Annotated in this window: 22 protein-coding genes and 1 pseudogene; 17 read left to right on the forward strand and 6 right to left on the reverse strand. The window is 71.7% G+C overall.

Going from position 1 to position 26,287, the window contains the following annotated elements:
• Window positions 1–234: 234 nt before the first annotated feature.
• The 6 genes and pseudogenes from ABZ374_RS32155 to ABZ374_RS32180 all read left to right on the forward strand — a co-directional run bounded on the left by ABZ374_RS32155 (window position 235) and on the right by ABZ374_RS32180 (window position 5,071).
• Window positions 235–537, forward strand: coding sequence for an urease subunit gamma (locus ABZ374_RS32155; RefSeq protein WP_360317757.1), 303 nt, complete (start codon window positions 235–237; stop codon window positions 535–537).
• A 26-nt stretch (window positions 538–563) separates the two neighbouring features.
• Window positions 564–872, forward strand: a pseudogene (locus tag ABZ374_RS32160) (urease subunit beta); the annotation flags it as partial.
• Window positions 873–985: 113 nt separating this feature from the next.
• Window positions 986–2,707, forward strand: coding sequence for an urease subunit alpha (locus ABZ374_RS32165; RefSeq protein ID WP_360317759.1), 1,722 nt, complete (start codon window positions 986–988; stop codon window positions 2,705–2,707).
• A 126-nt stretch (window positions 2,708–2,833) separates the two neighbouring features.
• Window positions 2,834–3,523: an urease accessory UreF family protein gene (locus ABZ374_RS32170; RefSeq protein WP_360317762.1), complete on the forward strand. Its 690-nt coding sequence runs from the start codon at window positions 2,834–2,836 to the stop codon at window positions 3,521–3,523.
• A complete protein-coding gene (ureG, locus tag ABZ374_RS32175; RefSeq protein WP_360317764.1) occupies window positions 3,513–4,271 on the forward strand; it encodes an urease accessory protein UreG in 759 nt (252 codons plus the stop codon). The genes ABZ374_RS32170 and ureG overlap by 11 nt, the downstream gene beginning before the upstream one ends.
• Window positions 4,268–5,071 (forward strand): urease accessory protein UreD, encoded by an 804-nt coding sequence (locus tag ABZ374_RS32180; RefSeq protein ID WP_360317767.1) that lies wholly within the window; start codon window positions 4,268–4,270, stop codon window positions 5,069–5,071. The genes ureG and ABZ374_RS32180 overlap by 4 nt, the downstream gene beginning before the upstream one ends.
• Here the strand turns inward: ABZ374_RS32180 and ABZ374_RS32185 are convergent.
• Together ABZ374_RS32185 and ABZ374_RS32190 are read right to left on the reverse strand one after the other, a co-directional pair.
• On the reverse strand, window positions 4,987–6,519 hold the full coding sequence (locus tag ABZ374_RS32185; protein ID WP_360317769.1) for a PQQ-binding-like beta-propeller repeat protein: 1,533 nt from the start codon (window positions 6,517–6,519) through the stop codon (window positions 4,987–4,989). The genes ABZ374_RS32180 and ABZ374_RS32185 overlap by 85 nt on opposite strands.
• A 300-nt stretch (window positions 6,520–6,819) precedes the next feature.
• Entirely contained in the window at window positions 6,820–7,986 is a 1,167-nt protein-coding gene (locus ABZ374_RS32190; RefSeq protein WP_360317772.1) for an aromatic ring-hydroxylating dioxygenase subunit alpha, read from the reverse strand.
• A gap of 164 nt (window positions 7,987–8,150) precedes the next feature.
• On the opposite strand from ABZ374_RS32190, the gene ABZ374_RS32195 reads away from it, so the two are divergent.
• Complete coding sequence (locus ABZ374_RS32195) at window positions 8,151–9,101, forward strand: alpha/beta fold hydrolase (RefSeq protein ID WP_360317775.1); 951 nt, start codon at window positions 8,151–8,153, stop codon at window positions 9,099–9,101.
• A 69-nt stretch (window positions 9,102–9,170) separates the two neighbouring features.
• Here the strand turns inward: ABZ374_RS32195 and ABZ374_RS32200 are convergent, their stop codons facing one another.
• The gene (locus tag ABZ374_RS32200; RefSeq protein WP_360317778.1) at window positions 9,171–9,656 is read right to left on the reverse strand and encodes an ATP-binding protein; all 486 of its coding nucleotides are present in this window, start codon (window positions 9,654–9,656) and stop codon (window positions 9,171–9,173) included.
• A 260-nt stretch (window positions 9,657–9,916) separates the two neighbouring features.
• Here ABZ374_RS32200 and ABZ374_RS32205 point away from each other — a divergent pair, with 260 nt between their 5' ends.
• The 3 genes from ABZ374_RS32205 to ABZ374_RS32215 all read left to right on the forward strand — a co-directional run bounded on the left by ABZ374_RS32205 (window position 9,917) and on the right by ABZ374_RS32215 (window position 14,511).
• Window positions 9,917–10,786 carry a helix-turn-helix transcriptional regulator gene (locus tag ABZ374_RS32205; RefSeq protein WP_360317780.1) on the forward strand — a complete coding sequence of 290 codons (870 nt, stop codon included), beginning with the start codon at window positions 9,917–9,919 and terminating at the stop codon, window positions 10,784–10,786.
• On the forward strand, window positions 10,783–11,052 hold the full coding sequence (locus ABZ374_RS32210; RefSeq protein WP_360317782.1) for a DUF397 domain-containing protein: 270 nt from the start codon (window positions 10,783–10,785) through the stop codon (window positions 11,050–11,052). The genes ABZ374_RS32205 and ABZ374_RS32210 overlap by 4 nt, the downstream gene beginning before the upstream one ends.
• A gap of 273 nt (window positions 11,053–11,325) precedes the next feature.
• Entirely contained in the window at window positions 11,326–14,511 is a 3,186-nt protein-coding gene (locus tag ABZ374_RS32215; RefSeq protein WP_360317784.1) for a BTAD domain-containing putative transcriptional regulator, read from the forward strand.
• Between the two features lie 52 nt (window positions 14,512–14,563).
• Here ABZ374_RS32215 and ABZ374_RS32220 read toward each other — a convergent pair whose 3' ends face one another.
• Genes ABZ374_RS32220 through ABZ374_RS32230 form a run of 3 tightly spaced genes read right to left on the reverse strand, consistent with a single transcriptional unit; the run spans window position 14,564 to window position 16,514 of the window.
• Window positions 14,564–15,409: an ABC transporter permease gene (locus ABZ374_RS32220; RefSeq protein WP_360317786.1), complete on the reverse strand. Its 846-nt coding sequence runs from the start codon at window positions 15,407–15,409 to the stop codon at window positions 14,564–14,566.
• On the reverse strand, window positions 15,406–15,528 hold the full coding sequence (locus ABZ374_RS32225; RefSeq protein WP_360317788.1) for a hypothetical protein: 123 nt from the start codon (window positions 15,526–15,528) through the stop codon (window positions 15,406–15,408). Before ABZ374_RS32225 ends, ABZ374_RS32220 begins: the two co-directional genes overlap by 4 nt.
• On the reverse strand, window positions 15,525–16,514 hold the full coding sequence (locus tag ABZ374_RS32230; RefSeq protein ID WP_360317790.1) for an ATP-binding cassette domain-containing protein: 990 nt from the start codon (window positions 16,512–16,514) through the stop codon (window positions 15,525–15,527). Before ABZ374_RS32230 ends, ABZ374_RS32225 begins: the two co-directional genes overlap by 4 nt.
• 431 nt (window positions 16,515–16,945) lie before the next feature.
• Between ABZ374_RS32230 and ABZ374_RS32235 the strand changes: the two genes are divergently transcribed.
• Genes ABZ374_RS32235 through ABZ374_RS32265 form a run of 7 tightly spaced genes read left to right on the forward strand, consistent with a single transcriptional unit; the run spans window position 16,946 to window position 26,197 of the window.
• A complete protein-coding gene (locus ABZ374_RS32235) occupies window positions 16,946–18,256 on the forward strand; it encodes a hypothetical protein (RefSeq protein WP_360317792.1) in 1,311 nt (436 codons plus the stop codon).
• Window positions 18,253–19,251, forward strand: a complete 999-nt coding sequence (locus ABZ374_RS32240; protein ID WP_360317794.1) for a glutamate ABC transporter substrate-binding protein — start codon at window positions 18,253–18,255, stop codon at window positions 19,249–19,251. Before ABZ374_RS32235 ends, ABZ374_RS32240 begins: the two co-directional genes overlap by 4 nt.
• Window positions 19,248–20,522, forward strand: coding sequence for a hypothetical protein (locus ABZ374_RS32245; RefSeq protein ID WP_360317796.1), 1,275 nt, complete (start codon window positions 19,248–19,250; stop codon window positions 20,520–20,522). Before ABZ374_RS32240 ends, ABZ374_RS32245 begins: the two co-directional genes overlap by 4 nt.
• Window positions 20,519–22,804: a tetratricopeptide repeat protein gene (locus tag ABZ374_RS32250; protein ID WP_360317798.1), complete on the forward strand. Its 2,286-nt coding sequence runs from the start codon at window positions 20,519–20,521 to the stop codon at window positions 22,802–22,804. Before ABZ374_RS32245 ends, ABZ374_RS32250 begins: the two co-directional genes overlap by 4 nt.
• A 5-nt stretch (window positions 22,805–22,809) precedes the next feature.
• On the forward strand, window positions 22,810–24,054 hold the full coding sequence (locus tag ABZ374_RS32255; RefSeq protein ID WP_360317800.1) for a protein phosphatase 2C domain-containing protein: 1,245 nt from the start codon (window positions 22,810–22,812) through the stop codon (window positions 24,052–24,054).
• A gap of 24 nt (window positions 24,055–24,078) precedes the next feature.
• Window positions 24,079–25,377, forward strand: a complete 1,299-nt coding sequence (locus ABZ374_RS32260) for a vWA domain-containing protein (protein WP_360317802.1) — start codon at window positions 24,079–24,081, stop codon at window positions 25,375–25,377.
• Between the two features lie 55 nt (window positions 25,378–25,432).
• Complete coding sequence (locus ABZ374_RS32265) at window positions 25,433–26,197, forward strand: FHA domain-containing protein (RefSeq protein ID WP_360317804.1); 765 nt, start codon at window positions 25,433–25,435, stop codon at window positions 26,195–26,197.
• Window positions 26,198–26,287: the final 90 nt, after the last annotated feature.

Consider the following 26,287-nt stretch of genomic DNA (forward strand, 5'->3'; position numbering starts at 1 on the left):
TGGCGGGCGTGGGGCGGCTGTGATCGAGAGGGCCAACACCTAGGCGCCAAGCAGATTCCGAACAGATGGAACAGATGTGCGCCTTGTCGACCACCCGGCGCCGTCGAGCACGCTCCACGGATCACGTGAGCATTTGGATACACTCCGTTAACCTTCGTCGTTTCGTTGGGTAACACGGGGCCGGGAGGCTTTGGGGCAACGAGTCGGTACTACGACGGTCTGGAGGGGCTTCGCGTGTTGCTGACCCCGCATGAGCAGGAGCGGTTGATGGTTTCCTATGCGGCTGACCTGGCGCAGCGGCGTAGAGCCAGAGGGCTGCGGCTCAACTACCCCGAGGCGACTGCGGTGTTGGCGTCGTTTTTGCTCGAAGGGGCCCGGGACGGGCGGTCGGTGGCGGATCTTCAGGAGGCGGGGCGGCAGGTGCTGGGGCGGGACGATGTGATGGAGGGCGTCCCGGAGATGGTGGGTGAGGTGCAGGTCGAGGCCACCTTTCCGGATGGGACGAAGTTGGTCACCGTGCATCGGCCGATTCCGTGAAGGCGCATCACCGGTCGCTGGTGGCGGTGGTGCCCGGGGAGATTTTGTTGGGTGCGGAGGAGATTCCCCTCAATCCCGGGCGGGCGGTGTCCACGTTGGTGGTGTTGAACACCGGGGATCGGCCCGTGCAGGTCGGGTCGCATCTGCATTTTCCGGCGGCCAACGACGCGTTGGAGTTCGATCGGGCGGCGGCCTGGGGGTATCGGCTGCACGTGCCGGCGGGGACGGCGGTGCGGTTCGAGCCGGGGGTGGCCCGCGAGGTGGAGTTGGTGCCGCTCGCCGGGGCGCGGGTGGTGCCGGGGCTGCGGACCGGTCGCGGAGGTGCGTTGGACGCCGTGGGGGGCGGGGTACCGAGCCGCCACACGTCGACGGGCGGATCCGACGCCGCGCCCGGAGGGGCAGCGGGGTCGGCTGCCGATGGCCGGGCTGCCGGCGGGGAGGTCGCGCGGTGACGTCGATCGATCGGCATCGGTATGCGTTGTTGTACGGGCCGACCACCGGGGATCGCATCAGGCTTGCCGACACCGAACTGCTGGTGGAGGTGACCGAGGATCTCACCCGGCCGCTCGGGGCCGCCGGGGACGAGGCGATCTTCGGCGGCGGCAAGGTGATTCGGGAGTCGATGGGGCAGTCGATGCGGACCCGCGCCGAGGGCACTCCCGACACGGTGATCACCGGGGCCGTCGTCCTGGACCACTGGGGCGTCGTCAAGGCGGACATCGGCATCCGGGACGGGAGGATCAGCGGCATCGGCAAGGCCGGCAACCCGGACACCATGGACGGCGTGCATCCGGACCTGGTGATCGGCCCGTCGACCGAGATCATCGCGGGCAACGGGCGCATCCTGACCGCCGGCGCCGTGGACTGCCACGTGCATCTGATCTCGCCGACCCAGTTCCCCGAGGCGCTGTCCGCCGGCGTGACCACGATGGTGGCCGGCGGTACCGGGCCGGCCGAGGGCAGCAAGGCGACCACCGTGACGCCCGGTGCGTGGCATCTGGCCCGGATGTTGGAGGCGTTGGACGAGGTACCGATCAACTTCGTGCTCCTGGGCAAGGGCAACACCGTGTCCGAGGAGGCCATGTGGGAGCAGATCCGGGCCGGCGCCGGCGGGCTCAAGCTGCATGAGGACTGGGGCTCGACCCCGGCCGTGATCGACGCCGCGCTGCGCGTGGCGGACGCGGCCGGCATCCAGGTCGCGCTGCACAGCGACACGCTCAACGAGACCGGCTTCGTCGAGGGCACGTTGGCCGCGATCGGCGGGCGCACCATCCACGCCTACCACACCGAAGGGGCGGGCGGCGGACACGCGCCGGACATCATCACCGTGGCCGGCCTGCCCAACATCCTGCCCTCGTCCACCAATCCGACCCGGCCGCACACCGTCAACACGGTCGAGGAACATCTCGACATGCTGATGGTCTGCCACCACCTGAATCCGGCCGTCGCCGAGGACCTCGCCTTCGCCGAATCGCGGATCCGGCCCTCGACCATCGCCGCCGAGGACGTGCTGCACGACCTCGGCGCCATCTCGATGATCGGCTCGGACAGCCAGGCGATGGGCCGAATCGGTGAAACCGTGCTGCGGACCTGGCAGACCGCGCACGTGAACAAGGTGCGGCGCGGTTCGTTGCCCGGCGACGGGGCCGCGGACAACCTGCGGGCCCGACGATATGTGGCCAAGTACACGATCTGCCCGGCGGTCGCGCACGGACTCGACGAGGAGGTGGGCTCGGTCGCCGTCGGCAAACTGGCCGATCTGGTGTTGTGGGAACCGAAGTTCTTCGGGGTCCGGCCACACCTGGTGATCAAGGGCGGCGCCATCGCGTGGGCCGCGATGGGCGACGCGAACGCGTCCATCCCGACGCCCCAACCGGTGCTGCCCAGACCGATGTTCGGCGCCGCGGCACGGACCGCCGCGGCCACGTCGGTGCACTTCGTGGCCCCGGCGGCGCTGGCGGACGGGCTCGCCGGGCGACTGAACATCGATCGCCGACTCGTGCCGACCGGCGATGTGCGCGGAAGGGGCAAGTCGGCCATGCCACTCAATGACGCCATGCCGCACATCGAGGTGGATCCCGAGACGTTCTCGGTGCGCGTCGACGGCGAGAAGGTGGTCGCCGCGCCGGCCGGAACCTTGCCGATGGCCCAACGTTATTTCCTGTTCTGATTGCGCCCGATCGCGTATTGACGGAGGGTCAGTGCAAGCTGACTCACCGTCAGGATGTAGAACTGTGACTGCGGTGACCGGCCAGGACCGACATCGACACGTTGCGACCAGTAAGAGGTGGTACTCATGGGTGCTGGACTTCTCCTCCTCGGGGACTCCCGGCTGCCGGCAGGCGGCTACGCGCACTCGGGCGGCTTGGAGAACGCCGTCCTGCGGGGCGAGGTGCACGACCTCGACACGCTCACCGAATTCCTGCTCGGCAAGCTCTATGGCACGGGTGCGGTCCAGGCGGCCTTCGCCGCCGTCGCCGCGCTGACCGCCGGTCCGTACACGATCCCCGAACTCGCCCCGTGGGCCGAGCTCGACGCCGAACTCGACGCGCGGACCGCCTCCGGGCCCGCCCGGGCCGCCTCCCGCGTGCAGGGCAGGTCGCTGCGCCGGGTGGTCAAGGCGGCCTGGCCCACCGAACCCTGGGCCGCGCTGGGCGTGTCCCCGCACCACGCGATCGTGCTCGGCGCCGCGGCCACCCGGGCCCGGCTCGACGAGCGCGAGGCGGCCGTACTCGCCGCCACCAACGCGGTCAACGCACCCGCCTCGGCCGCGGTCAAGCTGCTCTCCCTGGACCCGATCTCGGTCACCGTGGTGCTCGCCGAGATGGCCGGGCACTGCGACCAGGTCGCCGAGGAGGCCGCCGACGCGGCGCGCACCGTGTTCGCCGACGGCGACTGGGAGCGGTTGCCCGGTTGGTCCTCGGTCGGCCTCGACGTCTGCGCCGAACTGCACGCCCACGAGGAGGTCGTCCACTTTGCATCTTGATCACACCCCCGGCAACGGCGGTACGCACCCGCACACTTCGCCGGCGGCCGCCGTGCCCGGTTCGCGACCGTTGCGGATCGGCATCGGCGGGCCGGTGGGATCCGGCAAGACGGCGCTGGTCGCCGCGCTCTGCCGGGTCCTGGCCGACCGCTTCTCGCTCGCGGTGGTCACCAACGACATCTACACCACCGAGGACGCCGACTTCCTGCGCGCCGCAGGGGTGTTGGCGGCCGACCGGATCGCCGCCGTGCAGACCGGCTGTTGTCCGCACACCGCCGTGCGCGACGACATCAGCGGCAACCTGGACGCGGTCGAGGACCTGACGGCGATACACCCGGACCTGGACCTGGTGATCATCGAATCCGGCGGGGACAACCTCACCATGACCTTCAGCCGCGGCCTGGCCGACGTACAACTCTTCGTCATCGACGTCTCCGGCGGCGACAAGGTCCCACGCAAGGGCGGTCCCGGGGTGACCCGTTCCGACCTGCTGGTGATCAACAAGACCGACATCGCCCCGCAGATCGGCGCGGACCTGGCCGTGATGGACCGCGACGCGGCCCGGATGCGGCCGGGCACACCGGTGGCGTTCCTGTCGCTGCGCGAGAGCCCGGGCGCGGACGTGGTCGGCGCGTGGGTGCTCGGCCAGATCGCCGCGTGGCAGGCCGGTACGGCGGTCCCGGTCGCGCTCCCGGCCCCCGCACCGGCCGCGACCCCGCCGCCGACCGTCGGATCGGCCCGCGGGTGAAGGCAACCGCCGTGGTCCGCGCGGAACTTCGGCGCGGCCGCACGGTGCCGACCGAGCTGCGCGGACAGGTGCCGCTGCTGCCGCGCGTGGTGTCCGTGCCGGGCGACATCGTCGAAGTGGTCTTCGTGGGTGGTGCGGCGGGCCCGATCGGCGGCGACGACCTGGCCGTGCGTGTCGAGGTGGGGCCCGGCGCGCGCCTGCGGGTGCGGACCGCCGCCGCGGCGGTGATCCTGATCGGCGACGGCACCCCGGCCCGGCAGCGGGTGGACCTGGTGATCGGCGCCGGCGGCCTGCTGGAGTGGCTGCCGGAGCCGGTCGTGGTGGCCGCGCGAGCCGCCTTCCATGCTCGCGTGCGGGCCGAACTCGACTCGGACGCACGGCTTTTCGCCCAGGAGACGCTGGTCCTGGGCCGCGCCGACGAACCGTGCGGCGACGCGCTGTCCCGGTGGGACGTGGTCGTGGCCGGCCGCCCGGTGCTGCGTCAGCAGAGCGAGTACGGGCCCGCCGCGCACCCGGGCTGGCGTGGTCCGGCCGGCACCGCGGGCGGGACGGTGGTGGCCACCCGGCTGACCCTGCCCGCCCCGCCCGACCGGCCGCCGAGCGCCCCCGGGCGCGCGGTGTGCGACCTGGCCGGCGGCGGCCGACTGGTGACCGTGACGGCCCGCGACACGATCGGCGCGCGGCGAGTCCTGGCGGCGCCGCCGCTCGCGGCGGATCAGGTGTCCAGAGCGATGAGTTCGGAGCCGGCCGTGCCCAGCAACAGCACCCCGCCGGCGCCCGCCGGAGCGGCGGTGAGATAGGTCGGCAGCGGGTGCGTCCAGCGCCGTCGGCCCGATACCGCGTCGAAGGCGTGCAGTTCGTCGGTGCCGCCCGCGTAGGCGACGCCGTTCAGCACGGCCACCGGGCTGGGCACACCGGCACCGGTCCGCTGCCGCCACCGTTGCACGCCGCTGAGCGCGTCCAGCGCGTACAGCGTGCCGACGTCGGTGGTGTAGACGGCGTCCTGCGTCACCACCGGTACGGTCAGGTCCGGGGTGCCGCGAAAGCGCCAGGCGATCTCGCCGGTGGCGACCTTCAGCGCGACCAGCGTGAGGCCGGTCACCACGTACACCCGATCACGGATCACCCGCGGCGGCCGAGTGATCGGGCCTTCCAGCGTGATCGACCAGATCGGCTCGGTTCGCTCGGGCGCGATCGCGCTCACCGTGCCGTCGGCGTAGGTCAGGTAGACCCGGTCGTCGCCGGTGCCGAGCACACCCGGCATCACCCCGCCGTGTTCGCCCGGCCGGGTCCACTGCCAGCGGTGTGCACCCTGCGCCATGTCGACGCCGAGCACCCGGTTGTCCCGGGTGCCGACGACCAGGGAGGAGCCCAGCATCACCGGCGCGCCGAGAATCTGATCGCCGGCGTACTGCTGCCAGGTGCGTTCGCCGCTCGCCGGGTCGAGCGCGGCGAGTTGCCCGGCCACGCAGGCCAGGAACACGGCGGTCCCGGAGACCACCGGCTCGGCCCACACCATCGATTCGGTGCGCGCGGTCCACAACGCCACGCCGGTCTCGGTACCCAGTGCCATGACCACGTTCTCCGTGGTCGTGCAGTACGCGACGTTGTCGAAGACCTGAAGCGTGGTCACCCGACCCTCCACCGCCCGTCGCCACCGCGTCCGGGGCTGCGTCCGGTCGCCGTCGGCGAACCGGGCGAAGGCGACGCCGGCCGAGGTCACCGTCGCCGCAGTGAGCGCGAACCCGCCCGCGATCAGCAGCCGGCGTCGGGTCAGCCCGCGCCCGGTCGGCGGATCCTCGGCGCGGGCCGCCTGGGGCACGTCGGCGGTCTCCTCGACGGGGGCGGCCGGCGGCACCAGCGACATCGGCCTGGGGGTCAACACCCGATCGACGTCCACCGCGGTCGGGCGCTGCCCGGGATCGGGGTCCAGGCAACGCCGGAGCAGCGGGCTCAGCTCGGCGGAGGCGGTACCGCCGCCGGCGAGGGTGATCAGCGTGCCGAACGCGTACACGTCCTCCGAGGGGTCGCCGCCGTCGTCCGCGTCGGTCCGGCCGGCGAAACCGGTCACCCGCGGCCCGTACGGGGTGATCAGCACCTGGTCCGGACCCAGTCGGCCGTGTACGAGCCCGATCGCGTGCACCCGGGCCAGGGCGTCGGCGATCCCCGCCGCGACCTCGCGCAGCGGCCCCTCGGCAAGCGGGCCGTCGTGGTCGAGCACCTCACCGAGCGTCCGCACTGCGGGCATCGCCCACGCCCCTCCGGGACCTGTCGACGTGCTTGCTGGAGAGCAGAGTAGGACCTGGGCGGCGGCACGGGTAGAGCCCGGAAATACGATCCGGAAACGGTTCTTCGGCGCGCCGCGGAAGGGGCGCGTGCGGCCGCCGCTTCCGGATCCGGGCACGGACGCTCCCGGATCCGGACAAAGAAAAGGAGGCGCCCGGCCAAAGGCGCCTCCTTCGCGAACCGCACAGCGTTTCGCGAGCAGGACGATCATAACCCTTCGCCGGCCGAGGCCCGGCCGGCGCCGGCCGCGTGCGTCGGCCACTCAGTATCGGGCCGCGGCGAGCGCGTCGTCCCACACCCGATGCCAGTGCGCGACCGCCGACTCGCCCATGCCCGCGACCATGTTCGGCAGACCCGCGTCGAAGCCGCGTTGGCAGGACTCGGCGCCGGGGAAGTCCTCGGTCACCAGCACCCGCTTGTTGGTCTCGTGGTTCGCCCGGGCCATGGTGATGCTGCTCTCGCTCAGCGGCTCCCAGGTGCCCTCGGTCATGTGCACGACCGAGCGGTTCGGCCGGTCGCCCGGATAGATCCGCAACATCGTGGTGCTCAACGGGCTCTCGATCAGCACGGTGGACGGCAGCACGGTCTGCACGTTGACCATCGGCAGCCGTGCGGGCCAGGACTCCTCGGGCACGTCGGCGAGTTGCTCGAATCCCACGATCGGGACGGCGAACCGGGTGTGCGGGCCCCACGTGTCGACGATGCCGTGGTTGAGCACGATGCCGTTGATCGTCGCGGTGTGCAGGAACGGCACGTGATACGCCTCGACGTTGATGTCGACCGAGAGCTTCCAGTTGCAGGCCAGGTCGAAGCGTTCGCTGACCACCGCGCGGGTGCGGTCGTAGGGGAAACCCGCGTAGGCGTCCTCCAGTTCGTCCAGTGCGCCGGCGACCTCGACGTCCGGGCGCAGGCCCACCACGACCAGGCCCGCGGACAACGCGACCGGCAGCGGACGCAGGCCGAACTTCGCCGGGTCGATGCCCGGGAACTGCGGACGCGAGGGCAGCCCCGTCAGCTCGCCGTCGTTGCCGAAGGTCCAGCCGTGATAACCGCAGCGAAAGCGTTGCGCGCTGCCGCAGCCGGTGCCGGTCAAGCCCTCGGTCTCCGGGACGTCCCGGCTCACCCGCATGCCCCGGTGGGTGCAGGCGTCCAGGAACGCGTGCAGCTCACCGTCCCGGTCCCGGGTCACCAGAACCGGTACGCCGTCCACGTCGCGCGCGATGAAGTCGCCCGGCTCGGCCACCTCGCCGGCCCACCCGATCACCTGCGGAGTGCGGCGGAACAGCACCTCGCGCTCACGGTCGTGCCGGCCGGGGTCGGTGAAGCACGAGCCGTTCAGGACGGCGGGCGCCGCGCCCAGGTCGAGCGTGCGGTTGGTGATGTGCTCGATGATGCGTCGCCCGGTGGCGACCACGTCCTGGTGCTTCAAAGGAGTGACTCCGATGTCTGGGAGATGTCCGGGATGGGGAGATTCAGTACTCCGACCACGTCTCTGTTACACCGTTACATTGTTGGCCGGGGTCGATACCCCGTCAATGACCCCCGGGGCGATGTGGTCTCATCAGTGGGCAATCGCACGTGGAGGTCAGCACCATGCCCGGCCGGGTCGAGAACGTTGGTTATGACATCGCGGGCATGACCCTGTCGGGTCTGCTCGCCCGCCCGAAACCCGGCGTACGGCCGCGCGGACTGCTGTTCGCGCTGCACGGCGGCGGCTCGCGCGCGGACTACTGGCACCGCCCCGGCGCGGCCGAGGACTCGCTGCTCGTGCCGGCCGCGGCGCTCGGCTGGACGGTCCTGGCGATCGACCGACCCGGCTACGGCGCGTCCGTGGGCCTGGCCCGGGAGCGGCAGGGGCTGGACGCGCAGGTGGACGTGTTGTTCGCCCTGCTCGACGAACTCGGCGCGACCGAGGTCGGCGCCGAGCCGGACGGGTCGGGCCCGGCGCCGGTGTTCCTCGCCGCGCACTCGATGGGCGCGCTCGTGGCACTGCGGATGGCGGCCGACAAGCGCGGCCGGGACCTGCTCGGGGTCGCCGTCGGCGGTGCGCCGCTGCGCTACACCCCCGAGCGGCTGGCCGAGTTCGCCGCCGTCCCCACCGAGGGCGCGTTCGTGCCGTCGATGGGCGGTGGCACGCCGGACACCTTCTTCGGGCCGCCCGGGTCCTACGATCCGGCGCTGCTCACCCGGGCCGGGCGGGTGGCGGCACCGGTGCCGATGGCCGAGTTCCTCGACGTGCGGGAGAGTCCGTACACGCTGCCCGGCGTGCTGGCGCGGGTGTCGGCGCCGGTGCACTGGACCGTGGCCGAGTTCGAGCGATCCCAGGTAGCCGGCCCCGAAGTGCCCGCCGAGGCACGTGAGTTGCTCGTCGGCGCGCGGTGGGTGGAGACGCACACCCAACGCGGCGTCGGGCACAACATCAGCCTGCACCACGCGGCGCGCGCCTACCACCTGCGCGTGCTGGCCTTCGCCGAGGAATGCCTGCTCGCCCGAGCCGCCGACGCCGACACCGGTCCGGAGGCGATCGGCCCGTCCGCCGGCTGACCGCCGGTGGTCGCGGGCCGGCGCCGCCGCGGACCCGGCCCGCCCGGCGGTCGGCCGCGCGGTCCTCGATCACACCGAGTCGGCCACCCGGCGTCGCTCGCACGACGCCGGTCGCGCGAAGTCGACTCCGGGGGATCGATCGCAGGAGGTCGGGCGCACGATGTCCGGCAGGGTGAACCACACCACCTTGCCCGGCGGCAGGCGGTCGGCGCCCCACGCGTGCGCCAGGCCGTCGATCATCCGCAGGCCCCGACCCGACTCCTCGTCCCACGTGCCGATCCGGGCGACCGGCAGGCGCGGTGACGAGTCGCGCACCTCCACCCGCAACAGGTCGCCGTCGTGCAGCAGGGTCAGGGCGTGCCAGGCCCCGGGCCCGACGTGGACGAGGACGTTGGTCAGCAATTCGGTCAGCAGCACCTCCGCGACGTCGACCAACTCGGCCAGGCCCCAGTCGTGCAGGACCTTGCCGGTGGCCCGGCGGACTCGCCCGACCCCCACGGTCGAGGCGGCGAGCTGAACGCAATAGTGACGGACGTCCTCCGCCATCACCGGCATGTCGACCTCCGGACGTGCGGGCAGGGGGTCGCGCGATCCGAGGCAGGCACTCAGAGCGACCCGTGAACAACAGTAAGTCATGGCCGACATGGAGCGTGCCCGGCTGTGAACGAGTGTGCAACTCCCAATCTTGGATCGACGGGAAGTTTCCGGTAGTCACCACACTTCCACCCGCAGTAGGGCACACTGTCCCCCGATCGGACGCGCCGACGTTCCGGTTCGGTGCGTGAACAGCGTGTAAGTGGAGGTGCGGCGTGGCCATGGCGCCCAATCCGACCGTCCGGCAGCGCAGGCTCGGGACCGAGCTGCGCCGGTTGCGCGAAGCGCGCGGCCTGAGTCTCGAAGATGTCGCCGTACGCCTGGAGTGCTCGGATTCCAAGGTCAGTCGGATCGAATTGGGCCGCAGCGGTGTGCGACCGGTGGACCTGCGGATTCTGCTGGATCTGTACCGGGTCGAGGACGAACAGGAGCGCGATTCGCTGCTCACCCTGGCCCGGGAGGCCAAGAAGCGCGGCTGGTGGCACAGTTACTCGTCGATCCTGCCCAGCTCCTACGCCGAACTGCTCAGCCTGGAGGCCGAGTCCTCGGGCATGCGCGGATTCGAACTCTCGCTCATTCCGGGCCTGTTGCAGACCCCGGACTACGTCCGGGCGGTGATTGCCGCGGTCCGAGAGGACATGTCCGCCGAGCAGGTGGACATGCTGGTCCGGGTCCGCCAGGAGCGGCAGGCGGTGCTCGATCGGGTCGGCCCGCACGGCGAGGCCACGTTCCGGCTCACCGTGGTCATCTCGGAGTCCGTGCTGCGCACCGTGGTGGGCGGCCGGGAGACGATGCGGGCCCAGTTGGAGCACCTGATGGCCGCCGCGGTCCGGCCACACGTGCGGCTGCAGATCCTCCCGTTCTCGGCGGGCGCACACCCCGCGATCGAGGGTTCATTCGCGATCATCGGATTCCCCGCGCTTTCCGATCTGGATGTGGTCGTACTCGACACGCATACGAGTAGCCTCTATCTGGAGGAGCCCGAACACGTCAGTGTCTATGAGCGTTTGTTTGAGGACATCCGCGCTTCGGCACTGTCGTACGGTGAATCCTTGTCCATGATCGAGCTCGCAGCAAAGGAATTGTCTTGAGCAACACAAACCCGGGTTCACATTTCCGGTTCGATTCCCCGAGTATCACCGAAGATTCCCACGACGACCTCAAAGCCGCAGGTCACAGCGCTTTCGCCGGTCACGCTTGGCGGCGGAGCACATACAGCGGCGCCACCAGCAATTGCGTCGAGACGGCCCCCGTCGCGAGTGCCGTCCTGGTGCGCGACTCGAAAGTTGCCGCAGGTCCGGTGCTCCATCTGGAAGCCGGCGCGTGGCAGACGTTTATCGGTGGGATCGACTCCTGAGTCGAGTCCGTTCCGATACCGAACGGTTGATTGTTCGCGCTCCTCACTCCCACGAGTGGGAATTAATCCCACGAAAGAGTGAATTCTCCCGATGATCGTCCCGGGTTCCCGTGCCCCGGGGCGCTCCCAAAGCGCAACTCTCCGTCGCCGACCCCCTACTTCACTCCGTGCGCTGCTGCGGTTCGCTCCGGCAGCGCATCGGGGTGGAAGAGTGGTGGGGTGCAGATTTCGGTGCTTGGCCCGCTCCAAGTGTGGGACGACGATGGTCGATCCGTGACGATCGGCGGCGCGCGACTGCGTGCGCTGCTGATCCGACTCGCCCTGGACCCCGGCAGGCCGGTCTCCGCGGACCGGTTGATCGCGGCCGTATGGGGCGACGAGCCGCCTGCGGGGGCGGGCAACGCGTTGCAGTCGTTGATCTCCCGGCTGCGCCGGCAGTTGCCCGTCGAACTCGACTCGGGGCCGGCCGGCTACCTGCTCCGCGTCCGGCCCGAGGACGTGGACGCACACCTGTTCGGCACGCTCGCGGTCCGCGGTCGCCGCCGGCTCGGCGAGGGCGACCCGGCGGGCGCCGCCGAGACCCTGGGCCGCGCGCTCGCGTTGTGGCGGGGGCCGGCGCTGGCCGACGCCGCCGACGCCTCGTTCGCGATCGGATCCGCCGCCCGGCTGGCCGAGCAGCGGCTCGGCGCGATCGAGGACCGGGCCCAGGCGCAGCTCGCGCTCGGCCGCAGCCGGGGCCTGGCCGCCGAGCTGGAACAGCTCACCCGGGAGCATCCGCTGCGCGAGCGGCTGTACGGACTGCTGATCCGCACGCTGCACGAAGAGGGCCGCCGAGCCGATGCGCTGACGCTGTATCAGGGCCTGCGCGAGCGGCTCGCGGACGAATTGGGCATCGACCCCTCGCCGGACCTGGAGGCGGCCTACCTGGCGGTGTTGCGCGGCGGCGACTCGCGCCCGGCGACCCCGGCCGAGCCGTCCGTCGACCGGGCCTCGGGCGGGGCCCGACCGACGCCGGGCAATCTGCCCGCTCGGCTGACCACCTTCGTCGGGCGCGAGGACGAGGTGGTCCGGGTGGATCGGCTGCTCGGCGAGTCGCGCCTGGTCACCGTGGTGGGCCCGGGCGGCGCGGGCAAGACCCGGCTGAGCACCGAGGCCGGTGCCCGGATAGCGGCCGCCGGCGAGGGGGTGGACGGCGGCGTCTGGTTCGTCGAACTCGCTCCCGTGCTGGACCCGTTGGACCTTCCGCAGGCGGTGCTGACGGCGCTCGGGCGGCGTGAGGTGGGCCTGCTCGACACGTACGTGCCCGGGTCCGGCCGCGACATCGTCGAGCGGATCGTCGAAGTGCTCGCCGGCCGACCCAGCGTGCTGATCCTGGACAACTGCGAGCACCTGATCGCCGCCGCGGCGGCCTTCGCCGGCCGGCTGCTCGCCCGCACGCCGACCCTGCGCATCCTGGCCACGAGCCGCGAACCGCTGGGCATCGACGGCGAGATGTTGTGCCCGCTGGGCCCGCTCGCGCTGCCGCCGGTGGGCATCGACGCGGCCCAGGGCATGCGCTACGCGTCGGTGCGGCTGTTCGCCGATCGGGCCCGCGCGGTCCGCCCGGGCCTGGCGATCGACGCCGACGTCATCGGCGCGGTCGCCGAGATCTGCCGGCGCCTGGACGGACAACCACTCGCCATCGAACTCGCCGCGGCCCGCACCCGCTCGCTCACCCCCACCCAGATCGCCGTCCGGCTCGACGATCGCTTCCGACTGCTGACCGGCGGGAGCCGGACCGCGCTGCCTCGGCACCAGACGCTGCGCGCGGTCGTGGAATGGAGCTGGGACCTGCTGGAGAAGCGCGAACGCGTCGCCCTGCGCCGACTGTCGGTGTTCGCCGGCGGCACCACCCTCGAAGCCGCCGAGGCGGTGCTGCCCGGCACCGATTTCGCCGCGGCCGACGTGCTGGATCTGCTCGCCGGGCTGGTGGACAAGTCGCTGGTGGAGGTGATCGGCACCACCGAGACCCGCTACCGGCTGCTGGAGACCATCCAGGCGTACGCGGGTGAGCGACTGGTGGACGCGGGCGAGGCGGAGGAGACCGGGACCCGTCACGCCCGGTGGTTCACCCGCTTCGCCGAGGAGGCCGACGCGCGGCTGCGCGGGCCCGAGCAGATCGAGACGATCAACCGGCTCGCCGCCGAACACGACAACCTCGCGGTGGTGCTGCGCTACGCGGTCGACCACGCGGACGCGGACCTGGCGATCCGGCTGGTCGAGGCGCTGTCCTGGTTCTGGGCGATGCGCGGCAACCACGGCGAGGCGCACGCGTGGGGCCGCGAGGCGCTCGCGGTGCCCGGACCCGCGCCGCAGGACAAGCTCGCCGGCGCGCTCGCCTTCCACGCGCTGCACTCCTTCTCGTCCGGCGAACGATGGGACGCGATCCGCGCCTACGCCCGGGCTCGGCTGATCATTCGGCGACTGGGTGCGGACGCGCCGGCGCCGCTGCCGGTGTTCATCGAGATGCTCGCCGCGGTGGTACGCGGGGACAACCCGGCGCTGGACGAGGCGCTGATCGAGGCGGACGGGCTCGCCGACGAGTGGATCCAGGCGATGGCCCGGCTGATGCGCGGGCATTTCGCGGTCAACCTCGGCCACCCGGAGGAGGCGGTCCACTTCCTCACCGACGCCCGCGACCGGTTCGCGTCCATGGGCGACCGCTGGGGGCGCGCCTCCGCGATCTCGGGTCTGGCCGAACTGCTGATGTACACAGCCGACTTCGAGGGTGCGTTGGTCGCGGTGGACGAGGCGCTGGGGCTGCTGCACGAGCTCCGGGCCGAGGACGAGATTCCCCAACTCATGCTCCGCCGGGGCATGATCCACGCGCGGGCCGGCAACGTCGACCTCGCGCGCGAGGTGATGACCGATCTCGCCGCGCGCGGCGATACCCGGGCGACCCCGATGGCACACCTGTTCGCCGACCTCGGACTGGGCGAACTGGCCCGCTACCTGGGTGACTTCGAGGAGGCCGAGCGGCGCTACGAGAGCGCCTTGGCGATTCTGCCGAACGCCAGCCTGCTGCCACCGCAACTGACCGGCAGCCTGCACATCGGTCGGGCGCACGTGGCCTGCGGACGCGGCGACCTGGTGACGGCACGCGCTCATTTCGAGGCCGCCGTCCCCTACGCGTTGGACGGCAAGGACATGCCGGTGCTCGGCATGTGCATCGAGGGCTTTGCCACGCTGGCCCTGGAGACCGGCGATCTCGAACGCGCGGCACTCCTGCTCGGCGCGGCGCAGGTGGTCCGCGGCCATCCCGACCTGAGCGACATCGACGCGGACCGGGTGGCGGCCCGGTTGGGGGAGCGGATGGGAGCCGAGGAGTTCGCCCGGGCGAAGGCGATCGGGGCGGCGCTGGAGATGTCCGCGGCGATCGAGCTGATCCAGCCGCAACCGCCGGTGGCCCCGACCCCCTGAGGGTGTCGGGGCACTCCCGGCGGCCGGGTGGCGCATCGGGCGAATCCCCGGGTCAGACCCGGCGGTTGTACTGGCGCACCGTCAGCGGGATGAACACCACCATCAGGGCGAACGCCCAGATCACCACGACGAGCGCGTGGTGGGCCACCGGCCCGCCGGTGAGCAGCCCGCGCGAGGCGTTGGTCACCTCGGTGACCGGGTTGATCTTGACCCACGCCTGCAGCCAGCCGGGCATCGTCGAGGTCTTGGCGAACAGGTTCGAGCCGAAGGTCAGCGGAAACATCATCAGGAACGAGACGCCCTGCACGCTGCGCGGCTGCTTCATGGTCACCCCGAGCAGCGCCACGACCCAGCACATGGCGAACGCGAACAGCAGGACCAGGCCGACCGCCGCGAGCACCGCGAACACGTTGGTGTGGAACCGGAAGCCGATGATCGTGCCGAACACGAAGACCGACGTGACGGCCACCAGGAAGCGCAACACGTCGCCGAGCACGGTGCCCGCCAGCGGCGCGATGCGTGATATCGGCAGGCTGCGGAAGCGGTCGAACACCCCCGTGGACATGTCGGTACACAGCCCGACACCGGTGCCGACCGATGCGAACACCACGGTCTGCACCAGGATGCCGGGCAGCACGAACTGCAGGTAGTCGTGCGTGCTGCCTTCGATCGCGCCGCCGAACAGGTAGACGAACATCACGGTGAACAGGATCGGCTGAAGGGTCAGGTCGATCAGCTGTTCGCTCTGCTTCTTCAATTTCACCAGGCTGCGCCAGGTGAGGGTGAGCGTGTGCCGCACCACCGCACCCGGACCGTTGCGGTGCGGCACGTGGGCCCTGCGGTCGGGCTTGTGGGTGGTGGGGGTGTCCTCGGCGGGACGGACGGTGGTGGTGGTCATCGGGAGGCTCCTAGGACGAGGGCCAGGTGGGAGATGGTCAGCAGGACGACGGCGAGCAGCGGCAACACCCGGGTGCCGTACAGATCCGGGAGGCCGGACAGGTCCGGGAGTTCGTTCACGCCGCCTTCCCCCGGTCGGCCGCCGCGTCGTCGGACTCGGACGAGTCCTGGCTGCGGTGCCCGGTGACGGTCATGAACACCTCGTCCAGGCTGGGCAGTCGCAGGGCGAACTCGGTGGCCCGGATGCCCGCCTCGTCGAGCCGGCGGACCACCACCGGCAGCAGGTCCTGATCGGTGACCGCGACGGTGACCTGACCGCGCTCGCTCTCCACGACCGGCTCCCGGTCGGTGAGCTCGCGCAACAGCGCGACCACGTCGGCCATTCGGGCCGGGTCGGCCGGGCGGATCTCCAGGCTCTGCCCGCCGACCTGGGCCTTGAGTTGGTCCGAGGTGCCGCTGGCGATCACCCGGCCGTGGTCGATCACCACGATGTCACTGGCCAGTTGGTCCGCCTCGTCCAGATACTGCGTGGTCAGCAACACGGTCACCCCCTCGTCGCGGACCAGTTCGCGCAACATCTGCCACACGTCGCCCCGACTGCGCGGGTCGAGTCCGGTGGTCGGCTCGTCCAGGTAGAGGAACGCGGGACGCCCGACCAGCGAGGCGGCCAGGTCGAGTCGGCGGCGCATACCGCCCGAATAGGTGCCCGGGGTCCGGCCGCCGGCCTCGGTCAGATCGAAGCGGGCGAGCAACTCGGCGGCCCGCGCCTTGGCCTCGCGGCGGGACAGGTCCAGCAGGCGGCCGAGCAGGAGCAGGTTCTCGAAACCCGTCATCTCCTCGTCCACCGACGCGTACTGCCCGGTCAACCCGATCAGCCCGCGCACCTCGTGGGCCTGACGCACGGTGTCGAACCCGCCCACCCGGGCGATGCCCGCGTCCGGCGTGATCAAGGTGGCCAGCGCGCGGACCATGGTGGTCTTGCCCGCGCCGTTGGGGCCCAGCAGGCCCAGCACGGTGCCGGTCTCGGCCCGTAGGTCGACCCCGGCCAACGCGGTGGTGCCGCCGTACCGCTTGACCAGGCCCTCGGTCTCGATCGCGTAAGTCATCGGGTTGCTCCCCGTGGGTGTTCGTGGTCGGTGTGCGACGGGTGTTCGCCGTCCGTTGCCATCAGCTTCGATCCGCCCGCTGATATCGCGCGCACACCCGGCCGGCACCGCCGGCACCGAACTGACACGGTGTCGCGATCGACCCGGGTCCAAGCACCGGTAATGTCCTGGCCCTGAGGGTCCTTGCGGGAGAACGAGGGAAGACCATCGGGAGCCACCACACGCTCGCGATAACTTCGGAGTGGGGCCGTTCACCGGATACGTCGACGGCCGGCGGACGTGGGGTCGGGCGACCGACATGGGGCACACGCGACAGTGGGGGAGGCAGAGCGTTGGCGGCAGCCGTTCCGATTTCGCAGGCACCGGGCTCGGGAGTACCCGCACGGGGCACCGGCCGTTCGAATGGGCTGTTCCGACCCCGGAACATATCCGTGCGCCGACTCGTCCGGGTCGGCGGCACCACCCCCGGTCTGATGCTCACCACCGGCGTCGCGCTGGTGCTGATCAGCCTGCTGGCCGGACTGTTCGCGGTACTCGCGGTGGGACAGCGCGCGGACTCGGCCAAGGCGGTGGCCACCGGCAGCGAACCGCTCGGGGTCAAGACCCAGGAGATCTACCGGGCCCTGGCCGACGCCGACGCGACGGCCGCGGCCGGGCTGCTCGAAGGCGGCGTCGAGTCGGCGGACGTGCGGCAGCGCTACCAGCAGGCGATCGAGACCGCGTCGAGCACGCTGATCCAGGCGACCGCGGCGGGTGCCTCCGGCAAGGTGGCCGAACAACTTTCCGTGATCGGCGTGCAACTGCCCGAGTACGCCCGCCTGGTCGAGCGCGCCCGGGCCGAGACCCGGCAGGGCAACACGGTCGGCGCCGCCTACCTGCGCTCCGCGTCCAAGAACGTGATGCGCGCCAAGATCCTGCCCGCCGCCACCGCACTGCACGAGATGGCCGAGAAGCGCCTGACCGGCGACCACCGCGATGCCACCTCGACCCCGTGGGTGCCGCTGATCCTGCTCTTGGTCAGCCTGGTCTCCTTCGGCGGCGCGCTGTGGTTCTTCGCCCGGCGCACACACCGCCGGGTCAACATCGGCCTGGCGATCGCCGGCCTGGCCACCCTGGTGTCCATCGGCTGGTTGTGGGTGGGCACCGACTCCTCGCGCACCGACCTCGACCGCAGCCGCAGCGACGGTTGGGGGCCGGTCGAGACGCTCGCCCAGGCCCGTTTCCTGACTCTGCAGGCACACGGCGACGAGAGCCTGACGCTGGTCATGCGCGGCAGCGACAACGGGCAGTACGAGAACGACTTCAAGGACGTGTGGGGCAAGCTGGTCGGTGTCCCGGCCGGCAACGGCAAGCCGGCGGTGGTCGGCATGCTGACCCGCGCCGAGCGGGTCACCTCCTCGGACCCGACCACGCTGGCCAAGGTCAAGGCCGCCCAGGCCGCCGCCGCGGACTGGGACAAGGCGCACACGGAGGTCGCCGACCTCTACCGCAATGGCGAGTTCGAGCAGGCCGTCGCCCGGGTGACCAAGGCCGACGGCGCCTCCCGGGTGGCCTTCGACCGGATCGACGAGGCATTGCGCGCCGCGGTCGCCGAGGACCAGAAGGACTTCGAGGACTCGGTGCGTTCGGGCCGACAGGCGCTGGACCACCTCGACATCGGCCTGGGCGTCCTGGCGCTGCTCGCCGCCGCCGCGACCGTGGACGGTGTCCGTCGTGAGGTCGGGAGGTACAACCGGCCATGAGCATCCGCATCGTGTTGCCCACCGTGGTGTGCGCCCTCGCGCTGACCGTGGCCGGCTGCGGTGCCGGGGTCGGCGAGCGCGACACACCGGAGCCGGCCACCATCGCCGCCGCACCGCGGGCGACCCCCGGACCCGATCCGTCCTGCCCCGACGTCACCGCGAGCCTGCGCCCGAACGGCGCCCTGCCCACGCCGACCGCGTTGCCCGCCGGCAGCACCATGGACACGCTGCGTCGGCGCGGCTTCCTGATCGCCGGCATCGACCAGAGCAGCTTCCCGTTCGGCTTCGTGGACCCGCAAAGCAACCTGCTCCGCGGCTTCGACATCGACTTGCTGCGCGAAGTGGCGAAGGCGATCTTCGGCGACGCCGGCCCCAACCGGATCCAGTTCCGGGTGGTGCGCAACGAGGACCGCGCGATCGCGGTCGCGCGCGGCGACGTGGACATCGTCGCGGAGACCATGACGATCAACTGTCAGCGCCGGCAGAGCGTGGAGTTCTCCTCGGTCTACTTCACGGCCGGCCAGCGGTTGTTGGTGCAAAAGGACGGCGTCGCCGACCGCGCCGACTACAGCGGGGGCCTGGCGGCGCTGCCGCGCGACATGCGGGTGTGCTCGGTGCCCGGTTCCACCTCGATCGGCATGCTGCGCGAGCAGGCGCCGCAGGCGAAGGTGGTCGAGAGCGACACCTGGGCGGGCTGCCTGGTGCTGCTGCAACAGGGCCAGGCGGACGCGATCACCACCGACGACACGATCCTGGCCGGCCTCCAGGCGCAGGACCACATCTTCACCGTCGTGGTCGGCCGCAACCTCACGCTGGAGCCGTACGGCATGGCGATCGCCAAGGACCGTACCGACTTCGTCCGGTTCGTCAACGCGGTGCTGGAGCGGCTGCGCCAAAACGGCCGGTGGAAGGAGCTGTACAAGCAGTACCTGGGCACCTCCTTGTCCGCCGAGGTGCCCGAACCGCCCGCGGCCGAATATCGGGACAGCGCGTGAACCGAGCCCCTCGCGTGCTCGGCCGCGACGAGATCGACGAACTGACGGCCCGTCACGAAGCCGAGTACGACGGCATCACCGCCGGTTTGATGGAGTTGGAGAACCACCCGGGCCGGCAACTCCTGGAGGGCGGCACGCTGACCGGCCGCACCGCCGAGCAGTGGGAGAGCGGCCGGCGGGCGATCGCCCTGCTGTGGGGACACCGCGAGGCGTACGGCGCGGTGCTGGACCGGGTGCGCGCGCTGCGCGGGCGGCGGGGCAAGCCGCAACGACCCGAGTTGGAGGAACTCTCCTTCCTGCTGCTCGGATCGGCCGCCGAACTCGCCGCACGCGACGTGCCGATCGGCCAACGCGCGCTGACCGATCCGGCGCTGCACGTGCGCCGGATGAGCCTGACCGACCTGGTCGCCGACATGGCGCCGGCGTGGAGCGAGGTGACCGCGGTCGTCGAGGCCGCCGACGCGGTGTGGACCCGCCTGGTGCCCACGCTGGACCGGGTGGACGCGGGCATCGGCGCCGCCGAGGCCCGGATCGCCGAACTCGGCGGCCCGGACGCGGTGCCCGAGCAGACCGCCGCGCTGGACCGGATCCGTCGCCGGCTGGAAACGGCGCGCACCCTGGTGGCGGGCGATCCGCTGGCGCTCACGAGCGGGGACGAGCGGCGGATCGGCACCGTGGACGTGCCCGCCATCGAGACGGAGCTGAACCAGGTCACCGAAGCGGTGCGGCACCTGCTGATCGTGCGCGGCCGCTTCGACGAGCGCATCGGCCGACTCGGGGCGGCGCTGGAGGAGTTGGCCTATCAGGAGGGCGACACCATTCGCCGGCGGGCGCACGTCCTGAGTCGGATCAGTGACAAGCGGGTGCCCGAGGTGCCGCTTCGGGCGGCCACCCTGCGGGAGCGACTGGGCGCGGTCACCGTGCTCGGCGGCGAGGGTGACTGGGTACGCGTCTCGCGCGAGCTGAGCACGCTGGAAAACGACGCCGAAGGCGCCCGGGAGCGACTGACGGCCACTCGGGAGCACATCGAGGCCCCGCTGGCCCGACGCGACGAACTGCGCGGCCTGGTGCAGTCCTACCGGGCGATGGCCGCGCGCGGCGGACACGGCGAGGAAGCCGTGCTGGAGTCGCTGTACAACCACGCCAAGGAGTTGTTGTGGCGAGCACCGTGTGAACTCGAGGTGGCGGTACGGGTGGTGACCTCCTATCAGGAGGCGGTGATCGCCGCGCACCGCAAGGATCGTCCGGACGACAAGGGGGAACAGAGATGATCAAGTGCAATCGTCCGCCTTGCCAGGGCGAGATCGACGACGGCTTCTGCACCGATTGCGGCCAGGAGCCGCTCGCCGCCGGCGCACCGGTGCCGGCCGCACCCGAGCCGCAGCGCAGCGGCCGATCCGGCGTGTCCGGGACCGCGGGCTCCGCGGGCGCCTCGTCCGCGCGCAGCGCTTCCGGGCGCAGCTCGCGCCGCTCGGGCCGGACCGGCGGCACCAGCCGGCGACTCGGCGGCGGTCTGGTCGAGATGCCGAACGTGCCCCGGCGCAATCCGGAGACGGCGCTCGCCCGCAACCCGGTGATCCCCGAGGAGAAGCGCTTCTGCCGCAAGTGCGACCAGCCGGTCGGCCGCGGTCGCGGCGGCCGACCCGGCGTCGCGAACGGGTTCTGCCCGCGCGACCGTACGCCGTTCTCGTTCGCACCCAAGCTTCAGCGCGACGACATGGTCGGCCAGTACCGGATCATCGGCTGCCTCGCCCGCGGCGGCTTCGGCTGGGTCTACCTCGCCCAGGACACCGCCGCGCACAACATGTGGGTCGTGCTCAAGGGCCTGCTCGGCAGCGACGACGCCGACTCGCGCGCGGCGGCTCTGGCCGAGCAGCGCATCCTCACCCAGATCCAGCACGCCAACATCGTGCACATCCAGACCGTCGTGCAGTACCCGGACCCGCTCACCGGCCAGGACGAGACCTACCTGGTGATGGAGTACGTCGGCGGCCTGTCGTTGATGGACCGGCTCAAGTCGATGCGCGAGAGCGACCCCAAGGCGGTGCTGCCCGTCGAGCAGGTGCTGGCCTACGCCATCGACATCCTGCCCGCGTTCGGCTACCTGCACCAACAGAACCTGGTCTACTGCGACTTCAAGCCGGACAACGTGATCCAGACCGAGGACCAGCTCAAGCTGATCGACCTCGGCGCGGTGACCGACCTGGCCCGGCCCGGCAAGTTCACCTACGGCACGGTCGGCTATCAGGCACCCGAGATCGAGGCCGGGCGGGCCGAACCCTCGGTGGAATCCGACCTGTTCACCATCGGCCGCACGATGGCGGTGCTCAGCTTCTACTTCGCCGGATACACCCGCAAGCACAAGGCCGCGCTGCCCGCCGCGAGCGAGGTGCCGCTCTTCACCGAATTCGAGTCGTACCACCGGCTGTTGCTGCGTGCCACGCACCCCGACCCGAACCAGCGCTTCGCCTCCGCGGCGGACATGGCCGAACAGTGCGTCGCGGTGCTGCGCGAGGTGGTGGCGGTCCGCACCGGCGAGCCGCGACCGGGCGTGTCCGGCCTGTTCGGCCCGGAGACCCGGGTCGTGCACGCCGAGGTGGCCGCGCGCAACACCGACCCGGGCCTGCTCGCGCCCGCGCCCGACCCGGCGGTGATCGCCGGCGCGCTGCCGGTGCCCCGGGTGGACCCCGCCGACCCGGCCGCGAACCTGCTGGCCACCGTGGCCACCACCGACCCCGACGAACTGCTCTCCGCGCTCACCGCCGCGGGTATCTCCTCGCCGGAGGGCACGCTGCGGTTGGTCCGGATGTGCATCGAACACGGGGACGTGGTGCGGGCCCGGGCGTTCCTGGCCGACCTCGACGCCGACGACTGGCGGCTGCCCTGGTTCGAGGGTTTGGCCGCGCTGTCCGAGCACGACCTCGCGCGCGCCCACGAGTGCTTCGACGGGGTGCGCGGCGCGCTGCCCGGCGAGCCCGCGCCGCGGATCGCACTCGGCGCGTGCCGCGAGGCGATGGGCCGCTACGACGAGGCCGCCGCCGAGTATCGCGGCGTCTGGGCCACCGACCGCGCCTACGTCGCGGCGGCCTTCGGGCTGGCCCGGTGCCAACTGGCCACCGGAGACCGGGCGGGCGCGGTACGGACCCTGGAGAGCGTGCCGGACACCTCGGCCAACCACATCGCGGCGCAGACCGCGGCGCTGCGCACCCGGATCAGCGGTCGGGGCGCGGGCGAGGCGTTGGGCCCCGACCTGACCGCGGCCTCCGATCGGCTCGGCGCGCTGCGGCTGGAGGGCGAGGCGCACGATCGGCTCGCGGTCGAACTGCTGGAGACGGCGCTGGAGTGGGTCAAGGCAGGCGCGAAGGGTGGGAATTCGGGCACCGGGGACGCGGGTGGAACCGCCGGGGTGCTCGGTAGCGAGTTGAAGGAAAAGCCTCTGCGGTTCGCCCTGGAAAAGTGTTACCGCGATCTGGCCCGGCATGTGACGACGCATGCGGAGCGCATCGCGCTCGTCGACCGGGCGAACGAGGTGCGACCGTGGACGTGGGTGTGATCAGAGTGGCTGGATATGGACGACTGGACGCGACCGGGCCCGGGGGCGCCACGGACGGGGACGAGGCAGCCCCGCCCGAGCCGCCGACGGCCGCCGGCGCGGCGTGTCCGTCGTGTGGGCTCGCCAGTGACGCGGACGACCGGTATTGCGAGTCCTGCGGCTACGACCTGGACATCCCGGTGCCGCCGGTGGCCGAACGGCCGCCGCCGCGGCGGGTGGCGGCGCCCAGTGGGCATGGCCCGGTGTGTTCCGCGTGCGGCACCGCGACGATCGGCTCGGACGGGTGGTGCGACGCCTGCGGGCGGCCGTTCAACCCGCGCGATCACGTGGAGAGCGACCTGGGCCTGGTGGCGATGGTCAGCAACCGGGGCCTGCGGCACCGCCGCAACGAGGACTCCGCCGCGCTGCGGGTGTTGCGGATGCCGGACGGCAGCGACCACGTGGTCGCGGTGGTGTGCGACGGGGTGTCCTCCTCGCCGCGTCCCGACGAGGCGTCCGCGACCGCGGCCGAGACCGCGTGCGCGACGATGGCCGCCACCCTGATCGAGGGCTGCGCGCCGGCCAAGGCCACCAGCGCGGGGGTCGCCGCCGCCGCGAGCGCGGTGGCCCGGATGCCCGGGGCCGAGGACGCGGGCAACGCGCCCGCGTGCACCCTGGTATCGGCGATCATGACGCCCGGCGAGATCACCGTGGGCTGGGTCGGCGACAGCCGCGCCTACTGGCTGGCCGATCCGGACAGCGGGGCGGACGATCCGGCGGACGGCGACGACACCCTGCCCGGTGCGAGCACGCTGCCCCGCGGGGCGGCCGGCGAGCCGTACGCGCCCGAGGACGAGGAGAACGGGATCCGGCGCACCCCCTCCGCGCTGCTGACCGAGGACGACTCCTGGGCGACCCGGATGATCGCGCTCGGCGCGATGACCGAGGCCGAGGCGTACGCCGACCGGCGCGCGCACGCGATCGTGTCCTGGCTGGGCGCCGACGCGGGCGAGGTGCGGCCGCGGGTGACCAGCGTGCGGCCGTCCGGCCCCGGGGTGCTGCTGCTGTGCAGCGACGGACTGTGGAACTACCTCTCGGTCGCACCGACGTTGGCCGCGATGGTGCTGCCCGGAGCGCTCGACCGGCCGTTGGACGCCGCGCGCCTGCTCACCGGCTTCGCCCTCGACCGCGGTGGTGCGGACAACATCACGGTCGCGCTGATCCCGTTCAACCCGCCCGGGGACCCGGTGCGCGGACCCGACCACGACTGACCCGGAAACAAAGGAGTCGGATTCATGTCAGGCGCCCCCGAATTCACCATCGAGGTCAACCAGAACCCCTACCTCCCGATGGGAGGTCACGAGGTCCACGCCGTCGCGCACATCCGCGCGTCCGGACCGCCGACCGGGGTGCGCAGCAGCGCGCACGGGGCCGAGGTGATCATGGTCGACTGCTCGGGCTCGATGGACTTCCCGTCCACCAAGCTCAAGGCCGCCAAGCAGGCCACCAAGGCCGCGATCGACACGCTGCGCGACGGCACGCTGTTCGCGGTGGTCTCCGGTACCGGCATGGCGTCGATGGTGTACCCGTTCGGGGAGACCCTGGTCCCCGCCGACGACCGCACCCGCAAGGAGGCCAAGCGCGAGGTGGACAAGCTCCGCGCGCGCGGCGGCACCGCGATGGGGCAGTGGTTGCTGATGGCCCGTCGCCTCCTGGAGCCGCACACGGACGCGATCCGGCACGCGATCCTGCTCACCGACGGCAAGAACGAGAGCGAGCGCGAGCAGGACCTGGCCGAGGCGATCGCCTACTGCGAGGGCGTGTTCGTCTGCGACTGTCGGGGCATCGGCCTGGACTGGCGGGTGGAGGAGGTGCGCAAGATCTCCACCGCGCTGCTCGGGGACATCGGCTTGGTGAGCGAACCGGCGGATCTGGTCGCCGACTTCACCAAGATGATGGAGAACGCGATGGGCAAGGCGGTGGCCGACGTCGCGCTGCGGGTGCGCACGATCAGCAACGCCCGGGTGAAGTACGTCAAGCAGACCTACCCGGTGATCGACGACCTGACCGCGCGGCGGACCGAGGTCGGGCCCAACGTCGGGGACTACCCGACCGGTTCGTGGGGTGGCGAGAGCAAGCACTACCACGTGTGCCTGGAGGTCGAGCCGGACGAGGTCAACCCGGGTGGCAAGCGCCGCCCGTGTCAGATCTCGGTGGTGCTCCCGGACGGCTCCGGCGGCCTGGAACTGGCCAAGGCCGGCGTGTTCGCGCAGTGGACCGACGACGAGGAACTCTCCACCCGGATCAACCCGGAGGTGGCCGAGGTCACCGGCCGGGCGAAGCTGGCCCAGGCCGTACAGGAGGGCCTGCAGGCCCGCCGGGACGGTGACGAGACGACGGCGACCGCGCGCTTGGTCCAAGCCCTGGAACTGGCCAACGAGGCGGGCGACGAGCACACCGCGCGGCTGCTCGGCCGGGTCGTGGAGGTCGAGGCGGACGGGACCAGCAGGTTGCGCAACAACGAAGAGGACTTGATGGTCATCGACATCGAGTCGCACAAGACGGCCCGAGTGGGACCGCCGCGCGAGGGCTGAGGTTGGTTCGGCACACGCCTGGGGTTGGGTACGGGAACACGAAGGAGGTCCGCTCATGCACACTTGTCCGGTCGGCCATCCGTCCACCGCCGCGGACTACTGCGACGAGTGCGGGCGCACGATGCCCGGTGCGGGGGGTTCGCCCTTCGAACCCGAGGGTTCGGAACCGGAGCGGGAGCTGCCGGGCGGTGTGCTGACCTGTCGGTTCTGTGCGACCGCGTACACGGCGGACGACCAGTTCTGTGAGGGCTGCGGGCACGAGGTGTCGAAGGGCGATCCGGGGCCGGTCGTCGGTGTGGGCCCGGGAACGGGCACGGTGCCGACGTCGACCGTCACGTCGCCGGTCGGTACGTTCACGTCGGGTACGTCCACGTCCGACACGTCCTCGTCCGGTTCGGTGCCCTCGGGCCAGGAGACCGGCACGGTGTGGACGGTGCGGGTGGTGCCCGACCACGACTACTTCCTGCGGGTGCTCGAATGGGACGGACCGGACGCGCACAGCATGCGGTTCCCGCACGAACAGGAGCCGCGGACCCTCGCGTTGACCGGCGAGTCGATGCGGATCGGGCGGCGCAACCCCAGCACGAGTTCGGCCCCGCCGGAGATCTCGCTCGACGATCCGGGGGTCTCCCGTCGGCATGCGATGTTGCTGCGCTGCGGGGACGGCACGTGGGAGGTGATGGACCTGGGCGCGGCCAACGGGACGACCATCAACGCGGGCTTCGACCGGGTCCGCCGCGACCCGGTGCACCTCAAGGACGGTGACCGGGTGCACGTGGGGGCCTGGACGACGCTGGAGTTCCGGCGCGTGGGTCAGTGAGGCCGATCGCCCGCGGGCGCCGCTCGGACCGACGAGGATCTTCTCCCCGAGCGGATACTGCTCTGGGGAACCGATGCTCAACAATTCCTC

Source organism: Embleya sp. NPDC005971, from assembly GCF_040629175.1.
Taxonomy (GTDB): domain Bacteria; phylum Actinomycetota; class Actinomycetes; order Streptomycetales; family Streptomycetaceae; genus Embleya.